Below are 23,477 nucleotides of genomic sequence, written 5' to 3'. Positions count from 1 at the left end.
ATTGCCGCGGTAGCCAGATCAACCATGGTGGAGACCCGTGCATCTCATTAGGCGGTCTGCGCGCGGATCGCGCGATCAGCGCGGAGGTCATCGCGCGGCTGCAGCCGCTGGGTATACAGGCAGCGCTGGCGGCCATGGAAGCGCGCGGCTGTGAACACGCCGACAAGCTGCGTCAGCTCGAGTTGACTCTGGAGCAGGCACGCTACGAGGCAACTCGCGCTCCTCGGCGATACGAGGCTGTCGATTCGGACAATCGCCTTGTTGCCGGCGAGCTGGAGCGGCGCTGGAACGAACGCCTGGTCGCTGTCCGCGAGCTTGAGGGCAAGCGCGACACGTTGTTGGCTACGCCGGAGATGACGTTGAGCGACATCGATCGCGATCGGTTACTTGCGCTTGATTCCGAACTCAAGAGAGCTTGGGAAAGTCCGGGTGCAACAGCTGCGACGCGCAACAGGATCATCCGAAGCTTCATCAATGAGATCGTTGTGCGCATGCGCGACGAGGTGCTGGACTTGATTGTCCACTGGCATGGCGGCGATCACACGGCATTGCAGGTGAGGAGGAACCGCACCGGCGAGCACCGCGGCGGATGTGGTCGATCTCGTTCGTGTCCTCGCGCGTCAGATGCCCGACAGCATCATCGCCGCGGTTCTCAACCGCGCCAGTAGGTCGACAGGGCGTGGCAACAGTTGGGCCCGCGTCCGCGTCCGCGTTCGCAGTCTGCGCAACCAACACGCCATCGCGGCCTACCGAGAGGACGAGCGCGCCCAGCTGCGTTGAAAGTCAGTCCTTCGACGGCTCGCCGTCTGATCGAAGAACAGAGCTTGCCTGCGCAGCAGCTGTGCAAAGGCGCACCGTGGATGGTCAAAGCGGTTGATCTGGAACATCCCCAAGTCAAGGGCGCGGCGGTTCCGGCGGCCATCGTCTGGCGATCCGGGTCAAAAAGAAACTCAACTCCAAGGGGGTAGCGAGGTGGGCAGCATGAACCTGACTCGAGCGCGCGAGCAGCAGCACGTTCTCGCCGTTGGCGATCCAACGTGACGGCGGCCAGGTCGCGGATCTGCTTCGGTCGATCGACGGCTGCGTCTATGATCCTTGCGCACGACCTCGCGCTCGCACAGTAGGATCAGCGTCTCACGCGCCGACAGGTTCACGCGCGCCGTCTCGTCGGGCAGGTTGTCGAGCTGGTCGCGGATGCCGGAGAGCTGCGAGCGCGCCAGCATGGCCCCCAGCCAATCGATTGGTGCTTCGGTGACCTTCTTTGTACGCACCATCAGAAGCTCCCTCCGATCGTAGCTTCGTATTCGGCAAGAGGACGTAACAACGAGGGCAGTGGTGAAGGCGCCGGCACTGTCGGTGTCGCGGTTGCTGGTTGGCAGACCGCGCCATCGCGACAGGCAACCCCGTCGAGGTGGGCGAACTCGACGATCCGCAGCCGGCGATCCTCCGATTGCCTGTGACCGCAACCTCGCGCATGCCATGGTGGATGCGCACCTCGCCAGCCGCGACCGTCACCGCCACGCGCTCGCTGATCAGCCGCCAGGGTACCGTAGTTGTTCGTATCGATCTCGACAGCACAATCGTTGCCGACGACGCGGGCCAGTTCGCGCGGCGATCCGAGCGACGCCGAGCGGCTTCGACCGGTGTACCTCGTCACACGCAAAGCGAGTGATCGGCGCCACGCCCGTCGTGCCGTGGATACGTACGTTCGCCACCCCGCCCTCCCACTCGGCGAGATGCGTCTCGAATGCCTCCCAGCTCGCGAAGGAATGCCCCGCGATCACGCTCTTCTTCACGTAGCGGACGCCATTCTCCGTCTTGCCCTTTGTGCGCGCCCGATACGGTGCGCAGGCGCGAGGACGGAAGCCCCAATGCTTCGCGAACGTGATGAGCTTGTCGTCAAACTGAACCGACCGGCTCACCTGTCGTGGCGCACCACGAGCGCGCGTGGATTGTCCTTCAGCACTTCCTCCGGCAAGGTCGTGAATGCGCTCTCGAGCCCAGCGAACCAGTGCTCTTGCTTTTCGGCGCGGGTCGCCACGAACACAAATGCTTTGACCTTCGCCCCGCCGATATCGACCAGACGCTCGCCGAAGTCGATCTGTAGCTGCCGCCCCGGGGGCGTCTCGAACCGGGTCGTCGCCAGAGCTTCGGCCTTCAGTGCCTGGCGGTAGGGCTGCACGGCGCGTCGCAGCGTTCGCCGGCTGACCGCCAAGCCGTTTTCGGCCAACAGGTCGTGACGGACCGCATCCGCATTGCCGCGATGTCGAATGAACCTCTCGCGCAGCCAGCCTTCAAGGCCATGACCCGCTTCGCCCGCTCAGGCGACTTGAAGGCTTCACCCACCCGCGCCACGTAGTCCTTCACCGTCTGCAGCCCAGCTGGCGCGCAATCCGCTTCAGACCTCACCCACACACCCTCAGGTGCAACATCTCCGTCACGTCATCCGGCGTATTCATCACCTGCCCCTGTGAATTACTCCACGACAAGCCTTTGATTCGTTAGAGCTGGCCCCGCAAATTCGGACAGTAGCTTGAGTGGATTTTCTGCCTGACAGCGGCGAGGATTCTTGCTGCGAATCAGGAGCGAAGATGACGAAGAAGAGCCGCCGGACGCATTCTCCGGCATTCAAGGCGAAGGTTGCTTTGGCTGCGGTCAAAGGAGACAAGACACTGGCGGAGCTGGCGCAACTGTTTGATGTTCATCCGAACCAGATCACGATCTGGAAAAACCAGCTCCTGGAAGGCGCCGCCGGCGTGTTTGGGCATGACAAGACATCGGCCGAGACGCCGGTCGATTTGAAGGCGTTGCATGCCAAGATCGGCGAGCTGGCGTTGGAAAACGATTTTTTGTCCGGCGCGCTCACCAAGGCGGGCCTGCTGAGCGCAAAGCGATGATCGACCGCGGTCATGATCTTTCTATCGTGCGCCAGGCGAAGGTCCTGAAGCTGGCTCGCAGCACGGTCTACTATGAACCTCGGCCAGTTTCGGCCGAGGACCTTGCCTTGATGCGTCGGCTCGATGAGCTGCATCTCGATTATCCCTTCGCGGGAGCGCGTATGCTGCGATCGTTGCTGCGGCGGGAGGGGGTATACGCCGGTCGCCGCCACATCGCGACGCTGATGAAGCGCATGGGGATCGAGGCGGTCTATCGTCGCCCGAACACGAGCAAGCCGGCTCCGGGTCACAAGATCTACCCGTACCTGTTGCGCGGATTGAAGATCGAGCGGCCCGACCATGCGTGGGCAATGGACATCACCTACATTCCGATGCGGCGTGGCTTCGTCTATCTCGCGGCGGTCGTCGATGTGTTCAGCCGACGGGTCCTGGCCCATCGCGTCTCGATCACAATGGAGGCGGCCTTCTGCGTCGAAGCGGTCCAGGAGGCGTTGGCGAAGCACGGCAGGCCCGCGATTTTCAACACGGACCAGGGCAGCCAGTTCACCAGCCTCGAGTTCACCGATGTGCTGCTGGACGCGAAGATCGCCATCAGCATGGATGGCAAGGGCGCCTGGCGCGACAACGTGTTTGTCGAGCGGCTCTGGCGCACGGTCAAATACGAAGAAGTTTATCTCCGCGCCTACGACAGCGTGTCCGAGGCGCGAGCGTCAATTGCCAAGTATCTGGCCTTCTACAATCAGGGACGCCCTCACTCGAGCCTTGACGGGCGCACGCCCGACGAGGCTTACTTCGGCACGCAAGCTATGGTGATGGCCGCATGACCGTCGCCGACGATTTTGTCGTCGCTCTGGTCGGGCTACGCCCTCCCGACGCAACGACAAAATCGTAAAGCCCCGCGTTCAGCATAACCCGGCAGGAATCCACTTAAATCCAGCGGGGCGCTGTCCAAACAACCGGGGCCAGCTCTGTTCCTCGTTCATTCGCTCTCTCCTCGGCTATCCAAGGAGGGGGCAATTCCTCGTGACGTCGAGGGGGCAGTTTTCGATGGCGCGCGCGACAGCGAGCCGACTTTGTTGTATCAGTCTGGCTCTGCCCTTTGGCAGAGCCAGAAAGCCAAACAAGCTCGGCCGAAGCTGTCTCGATGGGAGAACTCCAGCCATCTTGGGACGTCAAACAGCACGCGCCATGTTCGATGCGGAGCGCGTTTTCGTACGATCGCTGTCGCTACTGTCGATCAGGTTGGCAGCAGCCATGTGCACTCCACGACAACATACTCCGGAATGCTGTCCAGCGAGGACTTGCCGACGGCCCGAATTTGACGCGTCTGAATGCCAACGGGCGATCGAAGCGATTACCCCTTCTGGGAGTAAAGAGTCGGAATTCGGTGGAGGAGCTCGCCCGGACCTCAACGACGAAAAATCAATGGGGCCGCGAGACGATGCAGTCCCGCGGCCTCGCCACCGGAATTTAGTGAAAAGACAGTTTAAGTATAAAATCCCTCAGCCGGTGTTCTTTCAAGTAGAACACCGTGTTCCAACACTTGCCAATCCGGACAGCTACGGGGAAACGCGTGCAACCGCAGACCAATGCGGCCGCGAGATCGATGAAGAAGCCGGTAAAATTACGGTTCGCCTGTCCTATTCGCCTGTCATAACGGGTGCCAAGCGTCGAAAGAGTGTATCAGCGAGCAGAAGCAGCGCTCGATGCTATGCGCTGTTTGTAGTCGTCGGCGTCGTGCGTAATGGTGATCCTGCAGGTGCCGTTTGAGCGTATCATTGCTGTTGCGCTGATTGCGCGATGTTCGTGCATAACTGCCGGTTGCCGAGGCCCGCTTCAGCGTACGGCTTCCGTTCGCTTAAACCATTTCCTCGGTAAGCCAATGTAGTAGCCGCGCATGCGAAGCTCTGCCTCTCATCTATTGATGTGTTTCGCAAGCGGAACACACCACCGACACGATTGATTATTGCCTCACGCATCTCACGCGCATCGCGTGACGGAGACTTCGCGACGACCGACCTAGTGCTGACGCCAGAGGCCGCCACGCCAGCGGCCGGATCGGTACTCGCGGCTCGTTGCTGGGAAGTCCGGCCTTCAGACCGGCGTGTCGTAGGTGATGGGATAACGCTCTGGAAACGGCCCTCCTGCGTAGTCAATCTCCGCGGCGGGACGGACGCCCCGGATTTGCAGGATGCGGCGAACGATTTCCGGAACTTGGATGCGGCTGATCTGGTCGCCGAGGCAGGTGTGCATCCCGTAGCCCAGATGCATGTAGACCGACTCCGGCCGGTCGATCGCGAAGCTGGACGGCGCCGGCAGTTGCAAGCCATCGCGCATCGCCGACCGGGTCGAGATCAGCACCGTGCTGCCGGCCTTGATTGTCGTCGCGCGCAGCGAGCCCTTGGCTATCCGGTAATCGGTCCGGCAGTGGCGCACCACGAACGGATTGATCGGGTTGAAGCGCAGCGCTTCCCAGCAATAGCGATACATCAGATGGTCGTTGTTGCTGCTGGCGACGTCGATGGCCTCCTTCAGGATCCTCGGGCGCTTGAACAACTCGTCGAGCAGCTGCACGATGGCCGCCGATGTGGTCTCAATCCCGCCGACCAGTGTGCCCATCATATTGGTAATAATGCGTTCGTCGGCGAAGCCGATCGAATCGTCAAAATGGCTATTCAGCAGGCGGCTGAACACGTCCTCGAGCGGCGCCCCATTTTTCAGCTGCTCGCGCCGCTGCGGGAGCAGTTGTGTCAGATAGGCGCGCATCTCCTGCCCAGCGTCAATGTTGTCCTGGTGCACCTTCGGATCTTTGTCCAGGTTGTGAAACATGTCATATTGCGTCGCGCGCGACCAGCGGAACATCGAGGCCAGATCGGGGCCGGGAAAGCCGAAATATTCTCGGGTCAGCTGAATGGGCACCAGGCGCGACAACGTGCTGACCACCTCGATCTGGTTCTGGGTATAGATCTGCTTTTCGACAGACGCATTGGCGAGGCTGCGCACCTTCTGGCGAATTGCCGGCAGATCCTCCATGCGCATGAAGGCGCGCATGATACCCTTGTCGCGCTGGTTTATTTCGGTGCAGTCGCGGCCGAGCATGAAGGGGCCGACCGAAGGGTCCATCATTGGCGCATAGGTGACGTTGAAGATGTCGGGGCGGCTCAGCGCTTCCTGCACGTCGGGGAAGCGGGTGATGAACACCGGCCCCGCGGCGCCCAACGCCAGGTTGGGCCTGACGCGCCGGATGAATGCGAACAATGCATCCGGATGTTTGGCGATCATCCATTTCAGGAACTTCGCCGCCGGCCCCTGTTTCTGTTCCGCCATTGCTGCCGCACCCTAACTCCGAAAAGCTTCGCCTGGTCGGTCGATCCGGGCTTCCGTCCACCTTTCCCCTGCGGGAGCGAGATGGTCTTCGCTATTGCTCCAGTTGGAGCTGACCCAATCAATTTCAGATCGACTTGAGGAACTCGATGATTGCGTTGCGCTCCTCCGGAGACAGCGCAGGGCCAATGACGCCCTCATGCTTCTCGTTCGAGAATTCGTGGCCGGTATTGCGATTGGCGGGCCTCGACGTATCGATGATGAAGTAGCCCTTGCTGTCGTAGGTCCTGCCTTCAGGAGCGACCGTCCGTGTCACGATACCGACGCGGACAGGATCGAAGCTGGGCTCACCGAGCAGGAAGACTTGTGGGCGCTCCGCAACCGGGCTGAGCAGATCGTAGATCGTCGGCACCGAGCCGTTGTGCAGGAACGGCGCAGTCGCCCATACGCCGTTCAGCGGACGCGCCTTATAGCCGAAACCTGCCGCTAGACAGTTCGGCCGATCGCCTTCGATCTCCGCTTGGACCGTCCCGGTCGACCGAAGCCATTCGTCGATGCCGGATTGGACCACGGCGCCGAGCGCAAGCGCGTAGAGTTGCATCGCATGGTCCGAGAGGTGGATCGTATCCAGCGTGTTGTCAGCCTTCCGTTGGCAGACATCGATGTCGAGGCCGAGCCCTGGGCTGCTCTGGCCCGCCCTGGCCAGTTCGCTGCCGGCGGTGTCCACGGTGCGATTGCGCAGCACGTCGCCCTGGGCCGGATCGGTGCCGATATGGCTTTGCTTGATGATCTTGACGTTGAGTACGGATTCCCTCGTCTGCTTCTCCTGCCCATCGCGACCGCGCCAGCGGATAGGGCCGAAGTTCTTCCAGAACTCCGCGTCCGGGGCCTTGCCGTGCACGATGTCCGGCGTCAGCGCTGGAAGATGGCAGCCGCTGCAATGTTTGTCGTAGAGTTGGGCTCCCACGGCGGCCTTGGCTTTGTCGATCGCAGGAAAGCTGTCGGGCCAGGCTGGCGCATTCAGTCCGGTGAAGGCTTTCGCCACCAGCGGCAGGTCCTTTCCAGCGAGCTGTTGTTCGATCCAGTGCAGATTATCGAAGGGGATGCTGCTGGCAAAACGTCCCCCCTTGGGCGGGGCGGTGAGGTTGAGCTCCGCCGAAACCCCCATCGCCTCGCCGGCATTGCGCACCAATGGCTGCATAATCGAGCCGTCGTACTGCACCCAATCGAACCATGACGATGTCCAGATGTGCGGGTAGCTGACAGGGGCGTTGAGGTTGACGTAGTTGCCGTAGCGCTTGGGGTCGAGTGCGAACACCTGGTTGCCGATGCGATTGAGCGCATCGAGGCGGGTAAACCCTTCCGTGACGTCGATCCCAGCGGGCTGATCGATCAGAGCACCAAGTATTCCATCGAGCTCCTTGGACAGTTGGACGCGTGTAAGATCGCTGTACTCGGTTCCTAAAACGCGCTTCGCGAACCGCCCGAAGCGACCGTCGAAGAAGGGTAGCTTTGCCGACAAAGCGGTCTGTGCGAGCGCAGCGCGGAGCGCATTTGTCAATTGACCGAGATCGGTCACGGCGGGGCCGCCTTCAATGACATAGCGCTTCTCTTTGAAGATCAGTTGGCCGGTATGGCACGCGGCACAGGTCAATCCAACGGCAGTCTCCTTACGCGAAAGTCCGCGGATCGACTGAAACGGCGAATATGCAAAGCCGATCGGCAAACCGTACTCATTGTTCTCGCTTTCGGCAGACTCTATGAATCCAAACCGCAGTAAATAGCGGTTGTCAGAAAACCGTTCTCGTTTGAAAAAGGGGATAGCGAAAGGCGAGTTCAGCGGCGCTTCCAGGGCGAGAAACCATGACAGCGGGATCGGTAAGGTCTGCGTGCCCTGGGCTTTATGATGGAATCGATCGGCGTCTTCGGCGTTCCAGCCCTGATCGAGCGAAACCTGCTCGCTCGCGGAAACCGGTTCAGGGAGACCAGGCGGCGTCAGAGCTTCGATTGTCGCGCCAAGCTGGGAGCTGGTCATGACTGCGATCAAAGCAATGACCACGATGATCGCCAGAAGAACAAGAAAGCGTCGCCACCAAAGGCGCCGAATTGCGCTGGTAACTGTCGACATGGCTCCCCCGTGTCAGCGAACGGCCTCCAGCAGAGAGCCGTGCAAACAGTAATACTACAACTACATGATCTTGTAGGCTTACCCCTGCTGTTGACGTCCTTGAGACGCGATCACTATTCTTTCTGACGTCACAATCGGTGGTCTGTGGAATGGGCGAACTTGACCGCATAACAAGAACATCTAGAGCGTTCGGACGAGCTCTTGTTCGAGCCGCCATCCCATCCTCGCGATCGAATTTGCAGTGACGTTGGGTCCGCTGTGGGAGATCGGGGGGCTGTAATCCGCGGGAACGCGAGCGAACGGAATTGGCCGGGCGCCTGAGGGCAATAGGCTCGCACTCGGAGATCAGGACTCCGTAGGGCGCAATGACCATGAGCATACATCCGGCCACGCCGATCACGATGATGCAGACGGCGAATTCGAGCCAAGCAACGCGGCTACCATTTAACGGCTTCGTTTGGCAAGCACGATGACGGCGCGGCTGACCTGAATTAGCAGCATCGGCGTCAGGCTGTAGCCCGCGACAATGCTCCACATCGTGAGCGTCGGTGGCAGACGTGAAAGACCTCTGTCATCGGCGGCCAGTAGAGAGGGACTGCGAGCAGAGGGCCGTACAGGCCGAGCGCAGCCAGACCCATGGATTGCGCGTGAACTCGTTGAAAACGGTACCGGAGCGGCTGCTGCGCATGGCGACGACGCGCCAGAGTTGTGCGAATGCGACGGCGAGGAATGTGGTGGTGACTATGGCCTCGCCCGTCCAGCCGGGCCGAAACCGCCAGTGTCCCCGCGGTTCTCGCGCTTACGAAGGAAGGCCTCATATCCCTCCGGGTCAACCTCCTTCAGGCGGTTCAGCGCGCGCTTAGCTTCCAGATCGGCGGACTTGCTATGACGCTGTTTGATCTTTTTACTTTTGCTTCCATCTCTGCGAGCTGTCCCGTTGCTGTTGGTACACTCTCGGGTATTGTCTCGAGCTTCGCGCTTGGTCGCGTCTCTTCGAGGCCTTCGACGCACCGATTGGGATGACGAGATGCTGCGGCTCGAATTGAACGACCTTCTCGAAGGTGGGTTTGAGCCGCTCGACGATCTGCACGAGGCCGTCCAGGCGCTGCTCGACCATCCGCGGCGGCGGCGGCGGCGGCTCCGGCGGCCTGCTGCCCGCAGGGCTGATCCAAGCGACCAAGTTTGCATCGTCGCTGTTGAAATGGTTGAAGTCGAGTCGACGTCAGCATCGTCACCTCCGGAGACGTCGGCGTCGCGGCACCGGAAGCTCTGGCAGTATTCCGAGAACGGCACGATCCCCGGCACCGACGACACCTAGCAAGGGATCGACTGCATGGCCCATCCTTCCGCGCAAACGCTCGGGTACCCACGCTAGTAGCCGTGTGCGAGCAGTAACGCCGTCGTGGTCTAGTCATCTGGAACGGAAGTTCGTGACATTAGTTGATCGCTCGGATCTCTAGAGAGGAGAGCGCTCGTGGCGAATGCAGGTGTGAAAGGCCGGCCGATCGCGCCGTTGGTGCTGAGTTCGCAGGAGCGGGCGTACTTGGAGAGGCAAGTTCGTCGTCATCGTGTAGCCCGATCGCTATCTGAGCGATGCCGCGCGATCCTGCGGTGTGCAGTTGGTCTGCCAAGCAAGTCTGTGGCTGCCGAACTTGGCATCCATGAACACACCGTCGGCAAGTGGCGCCGCCGATTCTTGAAGGATCGTTGTGATGGCCTGCTTGACGAAGCCCGCCCGGGCCGCCCTCGAACCATCGACGATGATCAGGTTGCCGAGGTAATCGAGCGGACATTGCGTACGACGCCGCCCGACGCAACGCACTGGTCGATCCGCTCGATGGCTGCGGATACTGGCTTTTCTCACACCACGATCCGCCGAATGTGGACGGCGTTCGGCTTGCAGCCGCACCGCAGCCAGACATTTAAACTATCGAGCGATCCGCTATTCGTCGATAAGGTGCGCGATATTGTCGGGCTTTATCTGTCGCCGCCTAACCGAGCCGTTGTCCTCAGTGTCGATGAGAAAAGCCAGATCCAGGCACTCGATCGCGAGCAGCCGGTCTTGCCGATGATGCCTGGGGTGCCGGAACGTCGCACGCATAGCTATGTGCGGCATGGTACGACCACGCTGTTTGCCGCGCTCGATGTCGCTTCCGGCTTCGTCATTGGCAAATGCTACAAGCGCCATCGGGCGCTCGAGTTCTTGAAGTTTCTCAAAGAGATCGACGCTCAAATCCCTGAGGGGCTCGCTGTCCATATCGTCATGGACAACTACGCTACCCACAAGACCCCCAAGATTAAAGCGTGGCTCGCTCGCCGGCCGCACTATCATGTCCACTTCACGCCGACTTCCGCGTCGTGGATCAATCAGATCGAGCGCTGGTTCGCTGAACTCACCAGAAAGCAGATCCGGCGAGGTGTTCACACCTCCGTCAGGCAGCTCGAAGCCGACATCCGTACCTTCATCGAATTGCACAACAACAACCCGAAGCCCTTCAAATGGACCAAGTCCGCAGACCAGATCTTGGCTTCCGTCAAACGCTTTTGCCACAAAGCCCAGCAGACTCTATGTGGCGAACTTTAGATTCATGTGACTAGCTGCTGTTGTTAGTTGGTAAACTCACCGCCGTTTGTCGTGCTGGTGATTGCAACGCCGTTAACGCATGTTGTCAACAGCCGTTAACGTAAGCGGATCAACTTTCCGGACACGATGCAACCGCAGGCATAAATACACGTTCGTCTGCCTATTTTATAAGGCAGGCCGATCGTCGCAGCCAAAAACCTTTCCGAACATCGAATAGCGGCGAACAAGCGTAAACATCGACACGCACTGCTTTTGGCGACAATCAAAACGACCATCGACTCGTGCTCGTGACGATGACGAACGATGGTCAATCAAGCCACATCGGCATGGGATTCTGAGGAGGTGTCGCTTCTGCAATGCATGTGGAGCGCGGGCCACTCGGTGTCTGCGAGGGGTGGCGATGCGTATCTCGCAACGCCATCATCGGCAAGGTCAAGCGCATGAGAGCTCGCCGAGGCCAAGCAACGCAACAGGGACAAACGACGGCAAAGTCAGCAGCAGTCGCTATCGACTTTGATCCGGCGCTCGTGCAGGAGATGCTCGCCAAGATCGATGGCTATCACGCCGATCTCGCATCCGAACGCGGTTCGTCGATGGCGCGGTGTCGCAACATCCGCGATGTCGATCAGCAACGTCTACAAGGAAGTCAAAGCGCGGAGCTCATCGGCAACCCAACCATCGGCCGTCGCCCCGCGCGAGGGCAAGCGCCTCGAACAGCCGCGGCAGCCGCTGACAGAGCACGGAGCGGTTGTCGCGGCAGGCCTTGTGGCCCAAGGCGCAAGCAATCCAGCTCTTGCAGACGCCGGTCGGGCCGATGATGAGCAGGTTCTGATGCCGGTCGATCCACTCGCCGGCGACGAGCTTTTGGAACAGCGGCTTGTCGAGCCCGCGCGGCGCCTTCATGTCGATAGTCGATCCAGTCCCAATTGATCTTGCCGGCGTGCTGAACCAGTTCGTGCTCCATGTTGATGACCTGCTTGAGCCTGGCCCGGAACAGATCACCTTCGTCCGTCGCCTTCGGCTTCTTCGGTCGCATCGGCTCCTCCCGATACGAGCGCCGAATCATGCCGTGCGATTCGAGGGAATCTCAAACTGCAAATTGCAGGTTCCGAGCTACCGCACTGTCAAAGCCTGCAATCACAAAATCGCCGCAGCCGAAAAACAACGACTCCAGATCAGCCCCTTACCTGTTCTTCACGGACGACTAAGGAGGCACGGATGAATCGATCCATGAGTCAAAAACCAGGCGCACGCTTTACCGAGAAGCAGGGCCATTATCTGGCGTTCATCTATACCTATTCGCACATGTCCGGACGGCCACCCGCCGAATCCTGCATCCCCAGAAGCATCGAAGTCCTTGTGCCGCCAGAAAACTTGCCTATCCTAAGCTGGCCGGTATCAAACCATCAAGATCACTGTGACGAGCCACTAGCTAGTTTCGCCCTCACCTCGTGGCAAGAGGTTAATCGGATGCGTGTGGCGAGAATAACATCAAGCCGAAAGAACACCGAATTCCAGAGTACGCCTAAAGGTTGCCTGGAAGATCGGCGCGAACGTTTGATCCGCGCCTTGGCGAGTCCGAGCCGTCACGGCGCAGGACAGCGCTTCTCTATCCGAGCGAAGCCGCAGCGTCCGCTGCCTTAATCACCTCAGGTGATATTTATTGAGTAGTTCGCCAAGCTCAGTCGCTTCAATCTTTTTTAGAATGAGCTCGCGCAGGAACGCAGGTCCCGGGATCTCAATTTCATTGCCGTCGCGCAGTCTACCCATTGCTGCAAGCAGCTTGCGAATATCATAGGTCGAGTTGAATACCTCGGGCACGCCACGTTCAATCTTGAGGAGGATATACACGGCTTCCATCGCGGTCCGAACGGAGTATTCCGTCGTGAAGATACAATCCCGTTCACCCGACTCCGCGAACTGGCCGATGAAGGCGAAATTGACCGCATCTTTCGGCACAACATCTGGCCGGTCGCCCGCCTGCCGCGGCATGAAGAAGGAAGTGACGTAGGGCATCATCACCGGGACCGTCTTGGCGGCCCCAGCGGCGAGTTCCGGTATACTCGCAACCGGCACACCGAGGTGATAAAGCCATTCTTGCGTGATTTCCTCGCCCGTACAATCTTGCATCGGTTTCCTCACGTAGTCGCCGGCTTTATCGACGAATAGCGAATAGACCCAGACGACGACTTGATCGCTGGGCTGGCGCTTGAAATGCGGCTGGCGATTTGTGGTCCAACTGAGCAACCAGCTCGAATCTTTCACCGTAACGATGCCTCCTGTGACAACCTTGCCGCTGAACGGATCGCGTTTGGCGATCTTGCGGATGTATGCTGGAATGCGTTTGTCCAGGGTCGTGATCGTCGCCGATTCCCATTTGCTTGCAGGAATATTGCCGCAAAAGACATTTGGGCGTCCAAAGGCCGCATCTTTGGCCGCAATACGCCGCCACAGATCCCAGGCGGGCGCCGGTCCTTCGTTGAGCCTGGCGGCCGTGTGATGGTCCCCCATGTCCGAGTTTTCGGTCAGCGACCCGATCGTCATGAAAACAAGATCGTCGGCGCCAATAATGAGACTGCCCTCAATGCCATTCTCCAGCCAGCGGATGGCTGTGGCTTGCTTGCGGCCACGCTTTATGTCGAAATCGATATCGGTGACTCCGACCCCGTAGCGAAAGTTGACGCCTTGCGCCAACAGCCATTTGGATAACGGCAGAACGAGCGATTCATATTGATTGTATTTGGTAAACTTCAGCGTACTGAAATCCGGCAGGCCGCCGATATGGTGGATGAATCGATGCAGATAAAGTTTCATCTCGAGGGCTGAATGCCATTCTTCAAAGGCGAACATGGTCCGCCAATAGAGCCAGAAATTGCTGTTGAAGAAATCTCTTCCGAACACTTCGTCGATGCGCTTGGTCTCCATCTGCTTACGAGTGGCAAGAAAAAGGGCAATCAGCTCTTTCTGGGCCTGTTCGCTCAGTGTGAAGAGGCCATCGGTATGGGCATCCTGCCCCTGCTTCACCGTCGCCCGCCGTAGTGTGTAGTTCGGATCATCCTTGTTCAGCCAGTAAAACTCATCGAGCACGCTGGCGCCTTCAAGTTCGAGCGATGGGATCGAACGAAACAGATCCCAGAGACACTCGAAATGATCCTCCATCTCTCTACCACCTCGAATCACGAATCCCCTTTCCGGATCCTGACAACCGTCCAACGCGCCCCCCGGAACCGTCTGTCGTTCGAGGATGGTGATACGGTCGCCACGCAACTGCCCGTCGCGGATCAAGAAGGCCGCGCCGGAGAGCGCAGCCAACCCCGAACCAACGAACCATGCTGTCTTGCTATCCACGCCGGCGGGTTTGCGGGGCCGAGCAAAAGCTTCGTAATTTCCACTGGTGTAATACATCGCGACATTCGATCTCGTTTGATGTGACAATCCGTCCGCTGATAGTCAGAAGATGTTTTCGACCGCCTGACCCTTCTGCGGGACGCCGATCGTCAGACCGCCATCGACGACGATTTCGGAGCCGGTAAGATAAGAGGACTCGTCGCTAAGCAGGAACAAGACTGCCTGTGACACTTCCTGCGGCTCGGCTGGCCGCGCGAGCGGAATTGGAAAACTGGAAAGATCGATGTTCTCTGTCATCCGAGTGTTGATGAAGCCCGGATGGATAGAGTTTATGCGAACGCCGGACGCGGCGGCCTCCAAGGCAGCGGACTTCGTTATGCCCCGCACGCCGAACTTGGAAGCAACATAGGCGTGAAGCCCAGGACTACCCCTCATCCCCTCGACCGACGAGATGTTGACGATCGAGCCTCCGCCCGCGCGGCGCATCGCAGGTAGGGCAGTCTGCATTCCCAAGAATACACCGGTGAGATTGACAGCCAGGGTCTTCTCCCACTGCTCGAGCGGGAACCGCTCGATGGGAGCCATACTCGCTATGCCTGCATTGTTGACGAGGCCGTGCACCGCGCCGAACTTGCCCTCCGCAGCCGCAATCGCCTGGCACCATTCCCCTGGCTGAGCGACGTCTTGACGCACATAGATCGCGGATGGGCCAAGTTCGGCCGCGAAAGTCGCTCCTTCATTGTCAAGAATATCGGTGATCACGACTTTCGCGCCCTCGGCTACCAGCAGGCGCGCATGAGCGGCCCCCATCCCTTGAGCCCCGCCGGTTACCAAAATGACTTTTTCGCTCACACGTCCCATAACTCTTGGTTCCCTCGATCAGTGGCGGTGCAGGGGTTTTCAGCATCAAAAAGGATGACGGGCGTGTTGATCAAAATGGTTGAGAACGAGCATTGAAAGTCGGGCAAGCCAAGAGTTGCGGTCTGCACCACGCCCCGGACTCTTGGCGATCTGCCCTCTGCTACGTATCATCTTTGATTCCCAAAGCCTGTGCGCAGTACCCGTGTAAATTGGCGCTAAAGCACTTCGATAACGATTTCACGTCGCGAACATGCTTCCGCCGCTCAGGCGTTAGCCATCCTTTGGATTATTGCATTGGCTTTGCCGAACTACCCCGCCTTCTAGACGCCGACAATTTGCGACCGAATTTCCTCCGGTTTCGGAGATAGGATCGGTACCCGCGAGCGGAGCGATACCGGTGCCGAACGGTGCTGAGCTCCTTGTGGATCGAAAAGTGGGGCGCAGAACGCATGAGGTTCTCCTTAGTCTTGCGAATTGGAGTATCCATTCCGTGCAATCGGCGCGCCGAGACTCTGATGGGAAGTCAGCCTCACGTGACTCTTGCACAGGCGCCGGAGGTCTTCCGACTCTCCACCGAGACGGCGATGTCAGGGCCTGCGTTTTCGACCATGCGCAGCGACAATGTTACGCTGATCTGGTTTAATCGAGGCTGTTGCGAAAACTCGTGAGAGAGCCTCATCGACTTTCTGTCCGGATACTTGATCATGTCGGGCTTTCGACATCGCGTCGTCAATCGGACAAGCGAGGAAGGCAACAGAACAAGGGTCGAAAGTTGTCGGGTCACTCGTACCCAATTTGACGTCAGCCAGTGAGCCGTATAAACCGCACGAGGTGCCTGGCATCGACGTTGCATAACGACTGATAGACAAATAGGAATCACCCACTCGCCTTGACGTCATCATCGGTGAGCAGGCTCCGCCGGAATGGATGCACAATCAGGCGCATCCGGCAGCACAGGACAGCTGCCGGCTTCTAGAATGGAAAAGGTCAAGCGTGTCGGATGTTTTCGGATCGTTTAATCCGGCGGATTGAGGTGCAAGGCGCAGAAACGGCACTGCGGCCTCGCGTAGCGAAGATCGCTATCACCGGATCGATGTGCCGCACGGACTACCGAACCCACATCGCTGCCAGCGCAGTACAGTCGCTTCAGGGGCGCTTCAACAACCGGAGAGGCGCGGTGAGATGAATAGCTCAATCTCCAACCGCGCGAATTGTTCTGAGATCAAGGAGGATGCGATGCCCGACGTCAAAGGCATTCCGCTTGATGCGCCTCTTTACCATGGGGGCAAAAATCGTGGCGGTGCGTTTCTCGGCTGCCAAGCCATAAACCTTATGTTCAGCGTGGGGCACGAGGCGAATTGTTTATTGCCGAAGGAACTAGCACCTGCAGCAAACCCTGCAATCGCCATTGTGGGGGTCGCGAGCTATCGCTCAAGCACTGTCGGGCCATACTTGGAGTGCTATTCAGGAATTCAAGTTCGTGATCCCGACGGCGAGACTGGCTACTACATCCCTTACATTTACGTGACGGTAAATGATGCAGCTCTCGCCTCGGGACGAGAGGTTCTTGGTGCTCCAAAAAAGCTGGCGCACATTAGACTGATCAGAGAAGGCGGTCTAATTCAGGGTACGCTCGAGCGTCCGAAAGGCAAGCGCCTGCTGACCCTTACCGCTCAACCAGACGAGCGCATGAGCTCGGATTCGCGGCAGATGTATTCTGCGCGGACGAATTTCTACTCGGTTCGGCAGCTGCCGCCCATCATTGAGTCCGGGAAGGGAGAGGTCACGCAACTCGTCAAATGGTGTACGGACCGAACGTTGCGACGCGACGAGCGTGGCGAAGAAGTTCTATTTACTGGACCAACCTCCCTAACTTACGACTCCCCCTCGATTATCGATCCCGTGCACAACTTGACAGTTGGCCAAGCCCTGCTCGGCACATACGAGGAGTATGACGCAAGGCTCGAGGCCATTGATATCCTTTCGGAGGAATCAAACCCGGTAAACGATGATCGACGAGCTTGAAGAATTCATCCAATCCTAAATTGCTGCCAGCGCTGTCGGTTTGCCAGCTGACGGGCGGTATGTGGGGTTCACCTCCCCGGCGACTCATTCTGGAAGATGGTCGACAAGGCCGGCTTCAAGACCCACGTCTACAACAAGAATAGCGGCAATAAGGAGAAGAAGGCCGACGTGGCGATCGCCACAGCCATGATGGATGGGCGTTCAACATCATCGACAAGGACAACGACGATATCCTGCTGGTTGCCTCGTCAGAAGCAGACGAAAGAGCTGCGCCGGACATGTCGGCTACGGGCCCAAAAGCGCAAACCCGCATTTCTCTGCAGCTCGCTTCGCCCGCCGCAACGTGCTTTCAAGAAAAACGACATAGCAGTTGACTCTTTCTGAATACACTTTCCGATGGCGCGGACTTGATGATGCGCCTAAATGGTTTGCGATGCGCAATACAGCGCGGCGCGATATAGCCGCGGGGAGGCAACATGGGGAACACCCTTGTTGTACACGCGAAACGTCTGCCTCAGTCGCAGAAAGCGCGACGGGCGGCGCAGTATGTCCGCATGTCGACGGATTACCAGCAATACTCGATTGAGAATCAGGCAGTGGTCATCGCGACCTACGCCGAACTTCACAAGCTAACCATCGTCCACACCTATCGTGACGAGGGAGAAAGCGGCCTCAGAATCGAAAACCGGGGGGGCCTTACCGAACTGGTTGAAGACGTGCAATCGGGACGCGCTGACTTCGCTCATCTGCTTGTCTTCGACGTGAGCCGATGGGGACGCTTTCAGGACGTTGACGAGAGCGCGCACTACGAGTTCATCTGCCGCAGGGCGGGCGTCGAGGTTGCTTATTGCGCGGAGCAATTCGACAATGACGGAAGCCTTCTCGCCAGCATCATGAAGAATATTAAGAGAGTGATGGCGGCTGAGTTCAGTCGGGAACTCTCCGCCAAAGTTTTCGCAGGGTCAGTCCGGCTGACGCATCGCGGCTTCAAAATGGGCGGCCCTACGGCTTACGCGTTCCAACGACGTCTCGTCGACGATCAATGCAGACCGAAGGGCATTTTAACGATCGGCCAGCGCAAATCTTTGCTTACCGACCATGTCAAGCTCATCCCCGGTGCGCCCGATCAAGTCGAGATCGTGAATTGGATTCTCCACGAATATCTCCGTCACAAATCGCAGGCCACCATTGCCCGAGAGCTCAACCAGCGAGGGATCTTGAATAGCCAGGGAAGACCGTGGCTTGGAAAGGCTGTCGGTGACCTCCTCCGGAACGAAGCTTATATCGGCGTTCTGACCTACAATCGCAAAAGCAGAAAACTTGGCGCCAAGGTGACGCGCAACCCAAGGGAGCTCTGGATCAGAAAAGAGAATGCCATCGAACCTATCGTCCATCGCGACGCATTCCGGCGCGCGCAAAAGATTATGGGTGAGGGGCGCGTCAGCATTCCCGAAGAGGAAATGTTGCTTCGGCTCCGTAAGGTCCTGATGAAGAAAGGCAAGCTTAGTAAGACGATTATCAATTCAAGTCCGGGACTGCCGTCCATGTCATCGTATGTTTTGCACTTCGGCGCGCTGCGGAACATCTACCGTCTTATTGGGTACAACGGCAATCAAGAATGGTTTGACAAATACGCGTCGCACCAACGGTGGGCCGCCCTTCAGCTTAGCAATGCTGCTCGCCTTCGAGACGCCTTCGAGAGACTTGGTCGCAGTGCCACCCTCAATGCTTCGACTGAATGTCTTCGAATCGACAATGTCGTGAATGTCGTCTTTCGGGTCGCGAGATGCCGCAACTATGAAAACCGGCCCTTGCGCTGGACGCTGCAATACCGCGTGAGGTGGCCGAAGGGATGGGTTGTCGCGGTTCGGCTGGACGAGAAGAACGAAGCGATCTTCGACTATGTCTTGATGCCCTCGGCGTGGCTCACCTTCAGTCGTCGCATGTTCTGGTTCTCAAAGGAAGTCTATAAGGGCCGCACCATAAACCGATTTGACACGTTCGAAGCGCTGTCACGCTTCCTCATCGAATGCGTCGGCAAGGAAAAGCCTTCGTGAGTCTAACACCGCAGATGAAGAAGCCGTTGAAGGCGGCAACTCGCCACGCGACATCGCAACTGCCTTGAACAAGAAAGGCGTACCCGGGCCACGTGGCGGCGCCTGGAACGCCTCGACCATTGACGGTAGCCGCAAGCGCTTGAACGGCATCCTTCAGTACGCCGGGCGGATCATCTGGAACCGCCAAAGGTTCATAAAGGTCCCGGAGACCGGCAAGCGCATCAGCCGCGAAAACCCGCGCGAGCAGTGGATGACTGCTGAGGCAAACGATCTGCACGCGCATGAAGGAAACTGGTTTCTGTGATAACCGGCGCACGGTGCCGCTCGAAGCGATTGAAGCCACGGTTCTAGAGGGGCATCGAGCAGATACTCGCGGTCTGCTGAGATCATGCGTCGGTTTCTTCCAGCTCGGCGATACGCTTGCGCAGCGCGGCGACTTGGCGGCCCAGCTTCCATATCTCGTCGCCGGCCCAGTAGGCGCCGCGCTGGGCGATTTCCTTGCGAACGTCGTCTGCTTCCGCGATCTCGCAGCGGATGACGCTGTCAAAGGCTTCGATGATCAGGTCTCGCACGGGTTATTACCACCTTTTCGGAGCGTGCCGGGGCCATCAGATGCCGGCTTTTGCCGGCCGCGTTGCTCAAATACGTAGAGCGCTCCCTACGGAGCGCTCTACGATCGTCAGTTACGCCTTCGGCAAACTGCCGGCGCGCAAGATGGCTTACGCCTGCCGTACGAGGTTTTCTGGATGCGACGATAGGAAATACCATTCGGCCATGTCAACGTTTAAGTTGTATTCTTTTGTATAACACGTATTGAGTCATTAATTATATCGACACACAAAGGTGCACCGTGTTTGAATCGCGCGATGAAGCGTAGAATCAAACCGAACTCGCAGATGGCGGACTATGAAGTCGTCCTCACCTTCGATGACGGACCGCGGCCGCCGAACACGGATAAGGTGTTGGCTGCGCTCGCACAGGAATGCGCGCGAGCCACGTTCTTTCTGGTGGGCCGATCCTCGGCGGAATTTCCCGAGCTCGTGCGGCGTATGGCCGCCCAGGGCCACACCGTAGCGCACCACAGCTGCCGATCGACGTGATAAGCAGATTGCCCATCCCGGGCCACGAAAACACCGTCTCAACAAGGATTGAGCCCGTGACCACTCCCCCAACAAGCAACCCGAGCACCGTCAATATGGCACGGCCGCGTTCGGCAACGCATGATGGATCAAGATACGCCAGACCGGGATGTCGCGTAGCGGACCGAGTTTGAGCTTCGTCATGGCGTTCCTCCCTTGCCGTAGGGTGCCAATACCAAATCGCGGGTAACGATGACCCGCACGGGGAAACCTGGCCGGATGGTCAGCGTCGGCTGGATGTTGAGCTGGCGCTGCAGATCTGCTGGCCAGTCTGGCTGATGCTGCTAGGTCGTCCAGCGACTCGGCATAGACGACGTATCGCTCCGGGGAGGACCGCCTTGTGCGGTTTGATGGAGGATGAAGACATAGGCGTATGACTGACCATATGCCTATGCCGAAGGTTTCCCGACTTGAAGTCGTCTCGACAGGCGCTCGACGTCGTTGGACATTGGAAGAAAAGCAGCGAATCGTCACCGAGAGCTATGGCGGGCCACGTCTGGTGTCGGTCACGGCACGACGTAACGGGCTGTCGACAAGCCAATTGTTCACGTGGCGCCGGTTGGCGCGGGAAGGCAAGTTGAGCGGGGATGCCGCGCCGGTGCTTGTTCCGGTTGAGATGACGCCTGCGGCGGCTCCGATCTCGAGTGGCGCGCCACAACCGGTGTCTTCACCGCCTGCGCAACGTGCACGGGCCGGCATTATCGAGATCGAGCTTGGGGGCGGCTGTCGCGTGCGCGTTGACCGGGACGTGGACGCGGAGGCGCTGCAGCGGGTTCTTGAGCTTCTGAGACGGCGATGATCCCGATCCCGAGCGGCGTCAGGGTCTGGATCGCCACCGGCCACACCGACATGCGCCGCGGGATGCAAAGCCTGGCGCTTGCGGTCCAGGAGAGCCTGAAGCGCGATCCTCATGCTGGCGATCTCTACATCTTCCGGGGTCGCCGCGGCGATCTGGTCAAGATCCTCTGGCATGACGGGCTGGGCATGTCGCTCTACGCCAAGCGCCTGGATCGCGGCAAGTTCATATGGCCTTCGGCGTCGGACGGCGCAGTATCGATCTCGGCGGCGCAGATGGGTCCAGAAACTAAAGGTCCCAAACGTGAAAATCCTAAACATCTCGAATTTTTCAGAAGGACTCTTGGCTGTCGATAGCGATCGCGCCGACGCGTTTTGTTCGGACGACGCGATCCTCTACACTTTGCGACAAAAGCCGGCTCGCGACCGTCTGGAGGTCGTCGGCCGCCCGCTCTCCTTCGAGCCGTACGGGTTAATGATGCGCCGTGACGACTCTGCGTTTCGCTTGGCTGTCAACAAGACGCTGGCCGAGCTCTTTCGCTCGGGAGAGATAACATCTCTCTACCACAAGTGGTTTGACCAATTTGGAATTCCACTGAGCGAGAAGCTCGAGACCGTTTTGCAAGCGCAAGCAGTCCCTCAATAGCGGCTGGGTCGAATGCTCTCCTACAATTGGAACTGGAGTATTCTCTTCCAGCAGCCGCAGCTTGGATGGCTGCTGGAAGGTCTGCGTCTCACAATAGTCATGGCGGTGGTGAGCTTCCTCCTAGCGCTTGCGATCGGAACCTTAGTCGGTACAGCCCGCACTGCTCGATCGAGAGCGGTGCGTGGAATAGGCTTCGTCTACACAGCTCTCTTTCGGAACGTGCCATTGCTGATCCAGATGTTCCTGTGGTTCTACGTCTTTCCGGAGCTCCTGCCCTCAAATCTTGGACGCTGGGTGAAGCGGGATTGGGCGTGCTTGTCGTCCCTTATGGCGATCGATACGTACGGTTGGTCATCTACGCTGGAATAGGACGGGATCAGATCGATGCGGTCTTGAGCGCTTTTTCGGAGATAGGCCAAAGCTTAGAGGCGAAATACCCCGATACACTGTCGACATCCTAAGCCGCGGGCATCGTGCGAAGCGCGTGGGACGCCGACTGCCCACGTGCATCGATCACGGTCCCGGCCGCGTTTGAGGCTAGATCACGTCGAGGAACACCGACCAAGAAATAATAGCGGGATTATAGCCAGTGTTTTGAGGCCTAGCACCATGGCATGAGTTGACGTATGAAAACTCGTGCGATTGTAGCCTGGAATGTGCGTCGGATTCGCGTGAATCGGGGTATCTCGCAGGAGCAATTGGCTTGGAAGGCCGGGATCGACCGCTCCTACATGAGTAGTCTTGAGCGGCAATCGAAGAACCCGACGATTGATCTTCTCGACCGCATCGCCGAAACGCTGGACGTGCAGTTGTCCGAGTTCTTTGTTCTGCCGCCCAAAGGTGCTAGGTCTCCGAAGACCTTGCCTAAAAGCCGCAAGCCAGCGGGTCCACGTCGCAAGAAAAAATAGCGAATTTCAACGGCTTCTACGTAGCCAATTGAGGGACTTAGAACACCAATTTCGCCCGACAAGCCTTCTTTGCCGGCCGAACAGGGCTGTGATTAAATTGGAGTGCGTTTCACAGCACGGGAGTGAGTGACGACTGGTTGCCGGATGCAGGTTCGCGAAATGCATTGGCGGGCGCGGTCGCATCGGAAGAGGAGACTTCGATAATCGCAATTGCCTCGACTTTTTCAACCATTTGTACGCAGCCGATTGACCACGGCAACCGGGTTCATCCCCACTGGGGCGATCTTTCGTAGTCCACGTGTGATGTGTCCGGAGGCGCAAAGGCGCGGAGATTACGCCTCATCAGGCAAGTCTATTGGAGCGCCAATTGAGCTTGAAGAATATCTGATCGATTCGCCGTGATCTCGGGATGCCCCGGCTGTGGGAAGTCCACGCTGCTGACCGAACTCGGCCGACGCGGCTACGCGACGATAGATGAGCCTGGACGCCCGGTCGTAAGGAAGGAATTGGAGTCGGGCGTTCCCGCGTTGCCCGGGACAGGTATTGAAGCGCGCCTGCACAGTGCGTTTGATCTTTCCCTTGAAAACCTGACGCGAGCGAGTGCGTTCGACGGCTGGGTTTATTCGATCGCGGCCTGATCGACGCCGCAGCGGGTCTCGAACGCGTGACAGGCGAGCCGGCGACAAGGAACTCGGACAGGCACGCCACTATCATCGACGCGTGTTCATCGCTTCCGCCTTGGCCGGCCATCCACGCGACCGATCA

The 23,477-nt window shown here is 58.7% G+C and carries 24 protein-coding genes and 3 pseudogenes; 17 read left to right on the top strand and 10 right to left on the bottom strand.

The window, feature by feature from the left end; genetic code table 11:
• The first annotated feature begins 134 nt into the window (after positions 1-134).
• The gene (locus tag CIT37_RS04570; protein WP_011082845.1) at positions 135-668 is read left to right on the top strand and encodes a transposase; all 534 of its coding nucleotides are present in this window, start codon (positions 135-137) and stop codon (positions 666-668) included.
• A gap of 282 nt (positions 669-950) precedes the next feature.
• On the opposite strand, the gene CIT37_RS04565 is transcribed toward CIT37_RS04570, so the two are convergent.
• On the bottom strand, positions 951-1,274 hold the full coding sequence (locus CIT37_RS04565) for an ATP-binding protein (RefSeq protein WP_014490252.1): 324 nt from the start codon (positions 1,272-1,274) through the stop codon (positions 951-953).
• Positions 1,275-1,372: 98 nt separating this feature from the next.
• Between CIT37_RS04565 and CIT37_RS04560 the strand changes: the two genes are divergently transcribed.
• The gene (locus tag CIT37_RS04560) at positions 1,373-1,672 is read left to right on the top strand and encodes a hypothetical protein (RefSeq protein ID WP_028144341.1); all 300 of its coding nucleotides are present in this window, start codon (positions 1,373-1,375) and stop codon (positions 1,670-1,672) included.
• A 123-nt stretch (positions 1,673-1,795) separates the two neighbouring features.
• Here the strand turns inward: CIT37_RS04560 and CIT37_RS40340 are convergent.
• Positions 1,796-2,459, bottom strand: a pseudogene (locus CIT37_RS40340) (transposase); the annotation flags it as partial.
• Between the two features lie 132 nt (positions 2,460-2,591).
• Here CIT37_RS40340 and CIT37_RS04550 point away from each other — a divergent pair.
• A protein-coding gene (locus CIT37_RS04550; RefSeq protein WP_109866565.1) for an IS3-like element ISRj2 family transposase occupies positions 2,592-3,721 on the top strand; the annotation gives its coding sequence in 2 pieces (ribosomal slippage) (positions 2,592-2,844 and positions 2,844-3,721; 1,131 coding nt in all).
• 1,270 nt (positions 3,722-4,991) lie between these two features.
• Here CIT37_RS04550 and CIT37_RS04545 read toward each other — a convergent pair.
• Positions 4,992-6,224 carry a cytochrome P450 gene (locus CIT37_RS04545; protein ID WP_011082852.1) on the bottom strand — a complete coding sequence of 411 codons (1,233 nt, stop codon included), beginning with the start codon at positions 6,222-6,224 and terminating at the stop codon, positions 4,992-4,994.
• 124 nt (positions 6,225-6,348) lie between these two features.
• Positions 6,349-8,349 (bottom strand): c-type cytochrome, encoded by a 2,001-nt coding sequence (locus tag CIT37_RS04540; protein WP_011082853.1) that lies wholly within the window; start codon positions 8,347-8,349, stop codon positions 6,349-6,351.
• A gap of 1,027 nt (positions 8,350-9,376) precedes the next feature.
• On the opposite strand from CIT37_RS04540, the gene CIT37_RS04535 reads away from it, so the two are divergent.
• Complete coding sequence (locus CIT37_RS04535) at positions 9,377-9,667, top strand: hypothetical protein (RefSeq protein WP_011082854.1); 291 nt, start codon at positions 9,377-9,379, stop codon at positions 9,665-9,667.
• Between the two features lie 156 nt (positions 9,668-9,823).
• A complete protein-coding gene (locus CIT37_RS04530; RefSeq protein ID WP_011082855.1) occupies positions 9,824-10,933 on the top strand; it encodes an IS630-like element ISBj5 family transposase in 1,110 nt (369 codons plus the stop codon).
• 675 nt (positions 10,934-11,608) lie between these two features.
• Here the strand turns inward: CIT37_RS04530 and CIT37_RS04525 are convergent.
• Positions 11,609-11,833, bottom strand: a pseudogene (locus CIT37_RS04525) (ATP-binding protein); the annotation flags it as partial.
• A gap of 318 nt (positions 11,834-12,151) precedes the next feature.
• Here CIT37_RS04525 and CIT37_RS04520 point away from each other — a divergent pair.
• Positions 12,152-12,577: a hypothetical protein gene (locus CIT37_RS04520; protein ID WP_223153801.1), complete on the top strand. Its 426-nt coding sequence runs from the start codon at positions 12,152-12,154 to the stop codon at positions 12,575-12,577.
• Here CIT37_RS04520 and CIT37_RS04515 read toward each other — a convergent pair whose 3' ends face one another.
• Positions 12,578-14,338 (bottom strand): oleate hydratase, encoded by a 1,761-nt coding sequence (locus tag CIT37_RS04515; protein ID WP_011082857.1) that lies wholly within the window; start codon positions 14,336-14,338, stop codon positions 12,578-12,580.
• 45 nt (positions 14,339-14,383) lie between these two features.
• Entirely contained in the window at positions 14,384-15,142 is a 759-nt protein-coding gene (locus CIT37_RS04510) for a glucose 1-dehydrogenase (RefSeq protein ID WP_011082858.1), read from the bottom strand.
• Between the two features lie 1,182 nt (positions 15,143-16,324).
• Between CIT37_RS04510 and CIT37_RS04505 the strand changes: the two genes are divergently transcribed.
• From CIT37_RS04505 to CIT37_RS04490, 4 genes are all read left to right on the top strand, one after another.
• Positions 16,325-17,167, top strand: a complete 843-nt coding sequence (locus CIT37_RS04505) for an acetoacetate decarboxylase family protein (RefSeq protein WP_011082860.1) — start codon at positions 16,325-16,327, stop codon at positions 17,165-17,167.
• 96 nt (positions 17,168-17,263) lie between these two features.
• Entirely contained in the window at positions 17,264-17,551 is a 288-nt protein-coding gene (locus CIT37_RS04500; protein ID WP_011082861.1) for a hypothetical protein, read from the top strand.
• A gap of 92 nt (positions 17,552-17,643) precedes the next feature.
• The gene (locus CIT37_RS04495; RefSeq protein ID WP_011082862.1) at positions 17,644-19,224 is read left to right on the top strand and encodes a recombinase family protein; all 1,581 of its coding nucleotides are present in this window, start codon (positions 17,644-17,646) and stop codon (positions 19,222-19,224) included.
• Positions 19,225-19,288: 64 nt separating this feature from the next.
• Positions 19,289-19,528, top strand: a complete 240-nt coding sequence (locus CIT37_RS04490; RefSeq protein ID WP_014490262.1) for a recombinase family protein — start codon at positions 19,289-19,291, stop codon at positions 19,526-19,528.
• Between the two features lie 82 nt (positions 19,529-19,610).
• Here CIT37_RS04490 and CIT37_RS04485 read toward each other — a convergent pair whose 3' ends face one another.
• Positions 19,611-19,796, bottom strand: a complete 186-nt coding sequence (locus CIT37_RS04485; RefSeq protein WP_011082864.1) for a hypothetical protein — start codon at positions 19,794-19,796, stop codon at positions 19,611-19,613.
• A gap of 294 nt (positions 19,797-20,090) precedes the next feature.
• Between CIT37_RS04485 and CIT37_RS04480 the strand changes: the two genes are divergently transcribed.
• Positions 20,091-20,324 (top strand): polysaccharide deacetylase family protein, encoded by a 234-nt coding sequence (locus tag CIT37_RS04480; RefSeq protein ID WP_011082865.1) that lies wholly within the window; start codon positions 20,091-20,093, stop codon positions 20,322-20,324.
• A gap of 179 nt (positions 20,325-20,503) precedes the next feature.
• Here CIT37_RS04480 and CIT37_RS04475 read toward each other — a convergent pair.
• Positions 20,504-20,658: pseudogene (locus tag CIT37_RS04475) on the bottom strand (TrbI/VirB10 family protein); the annotation flags it as partial.
• Between the two features lie 78 nt (positions 20,659-20,736).
• On the opposite strand from CIT37_RS04475, the gene tnpA reads away from it, so the two are divergent.
• The 5 genes from tnpA (at position 20,737) to relB (ending at position 22,712) form a co-directional block, all read left to right on the top strand.
• On the top strand, positions 20,737-21,162 hold the full coding sequence (gene tnpA, locus CIT37_RS04470; RefSeq protein ID WP_011082866.1) for an IS66-like element accessory protein TnpA: 426 nt from the start codon (positions 20,737-20,739) through the stop codon (positions 21,160-21,162).
• Complete coding sequence (gene tnpB / locus CIT37_RS04465) at positions 21,159-21,515, top strand: IS66 family insertion sequence element accessory protein TnpB (protein ID WP_011082867.1); 357 nt, start codon at positions 21,159-21,161, stop codon at positions 21,513-21,515. The genes tnpA and tnpB overlap by 4 nt, the downstream gene beginning before the upstream one ends.
• Entirely contained in the window at positions 21,502-21,804 is a 303-nt protein-coding gene (locus CIT37_RS04460) for a transporter substrate-binding domain-containing protein (protein ID WP_014490263.1), read from the top strand. Before tnpB ends, CIT37_RS04460 begins: the two co-directional genes overlap by 14 nt.
• Positions 21,805-21,816: 12 nt before the next feature.
• Positions 21,817-22,173, top strand: a complete 357-nt coding sequence (locus CIT37_RS04455; protein WP_011082869.1) for an ABC transporter permease subunit — start codon at positions 21,817-21,819, stop codon at positions 22,171-22,173.
• A 257-nt stretch (positions 22,174-22,430) separates the two neighbouring features.
• A complete protein-coding gene (gene relB / locus CIT37_RS04450) occupies positions 22,431-22,712 on the top strand; it encodes a type II toxin-antitoxin system RelB family anti-toxin (RefSeq protein ID WP_011082870.1) in 282 nt (93 codons plus the stop codon).
• Positions 22,713-22,821: 109 nt separating this feature from the next.
• Here relB and CIT37_RS04445 read toward each other — a convergent pair whose 3' ends face one another.
• Positions 22,822-22,944 carry a hypothetical protein gene (locus tag CIT37_RS04445; RefSeq protein ID WP_256379488.1) on the bottom strand — a complete coding sequence of 41 codons (123 nt, stop codon included), beginning with the start codon at positions 22,942-22,944 and terminating at the stop codon, positions 22,822-22,824.
• A gap of 166 nt (positions 22,945-23,110) precedes the next feature.
• Between CIT37_RS04445 and CIT37_RS04440 the strand changes: the two genes are divergently transcribed.
• Entirely contained in the window at positions 23,111-23,350 is a 240-nt protein-coding gene (locus tag CIT37_RS04440; RefSeq protein ID WP_011082871.1) for an AAA family ATPase, read from the top strand.
• Positions 23,351-23,477 lie beyond the last annotated feature (127 nt).

The sequence above is a fragment of the Bradyrhizobium ottawaense genome, assembly GCF_002278135.3.
Classification (GTDB): Bacteria; Pseudomonadota; Alphaproteobacteria; order Rhizobiales; family Xanthobacteraceae; genus Bradyrhizobium; species Bradyrhizobium ottawaense.
Note: the sequence above shows the minus strand (reverse complement) of the source record. Positions and strands in the feature narration are given on the sequence as shown.

What these genes read in the sequence shown, in the direction of transcription:
- CIT37_RS04570 (WP_011082845.1), top strand. Translation starts at nt 135, where the DNA reads ATGGAAGCGCGCGGCTGTGAACACGCCGACAAGCTGCGTCAGCTCGAG.
- CIT37_RS04565 (WP_014490252.1), bottom strand. Translation starts at nt 1,274, where the DNA reads ATGGTGCGTACAAAGAAGGTCACCGAAGCACCAATCGATTGGCTGGGG.
- CIT37_RS04545 (WP_011082852.1), bottom strand. Translation starts at nt 6,224, where the DNA reads ATGGCGGAACAGAAACAGGGGCCGGCGGCGAAGTTCCTGAAATGGATG.
- CIT37_RS04540 (WP_011082853.1), bottom strand. Translation starts at nt 8,349, where the DNA reads ATGTCGACAGTTACCAGCGCAATTCGGCGCCTTTGGTGGCGACGCTTT.
- CIT37_RS04535 (WP_011082854.1), top strand. Translation starts at nt 9,377, where the DNA reads ATGCTGCGGCTCGAATTGAACGACCTTCTCGAAGGTGGGTTTGAGCCG.
- CIT37_RS04520 (WP_223153801.1), top strand. Translation starts at nt 12,152, where the DNA reads ATGAATCGATCCATGAGTCAAAAACCAGGCGCACGCTTTACCGAGAAG.
- CIT37_RS04515 (WP_011082857.1), bottom strand. Translation starts at nt 14,338, where the DNA reads ATGTATTACACCAGTGGAAATTACGAAGCTTTTGCTCGGCCCCGCAAA.
- CIT37_RS04510 (WP_011082858.1), bottom strand. Translation starts at nt 15,142, where the DNA reads ATGGGACGTGTGAGCGAAAAAGTCATTTTGGTAACCGGCGGGGCTCAA.
- CIT37_RS04505 (WP_011082860.1), top strand. Translation starts at nt 16,325, where the DNA reads ATGAATAGCTCAATCTCCAACCGCGCGAATTGTTCTGAGATCAAGGAG.
- CIT37_RS04500 (WP_011082861.1), top strand. Translation starts at nt 17,264, where the DNA reads ATGGTCGACAAGGCCGGCTTCAAGACCCACGTCTACAACAAGAATAGC.
- CIT37_RS04495 (WP_011082862.1), top strand. Translation starts at nt 17,644, where the DNA reads ATGGGGAACACCCTTGTTGTACACGCGAAACGTCTGCCTCAGTCGCAG.
- CIT37_RS04480 (WP_011082865.1), top strand. Translation starts at nt 20,091, where the DNA reads ATGAAGCGTAGAATCAAACCGAACTCGCAGATGGCGGACTATGAAGTC.
- tnpA (WP_011082866.1), top strand. Translation starts at nt 20,737, where the DNA reads ATGACTGACCATATGCCTATGCCGAAGGTTTCCCGACTTGAAGTCGTC.
- tnpB (WP_011082867.1), top strand. Translation starts at nt 21,159, where the DNA reads ATGATCCCGATCCCGAGCGGCGTCAGGGTCTGGATCGCCACCGGCCAC.
- CIT37_RS04455 (WP_011082869.1), top strand. Translation starts at nt 21,817, where the DNA reads ATGCTCTCCTACAATTGGAACTGGAGTATTCTCTTCCAGCAGCCGCAG.
- relB (WP_011082870.1), top strand. Translation starts at nt 22,431, where the DNA reads ATGAAAACTCGTGCGATTGTAGCCTGGAATGTGCGTCGGATTCGCGTG.
- CIT37_RS04445 (WP_256379488.1), bottom strand. Translation starts at nt 22,944, where the DNA reads ATGGTTGAAAAAGTCGAGGCAATTGCGATTATCGAAGTCTCCTCTTCC.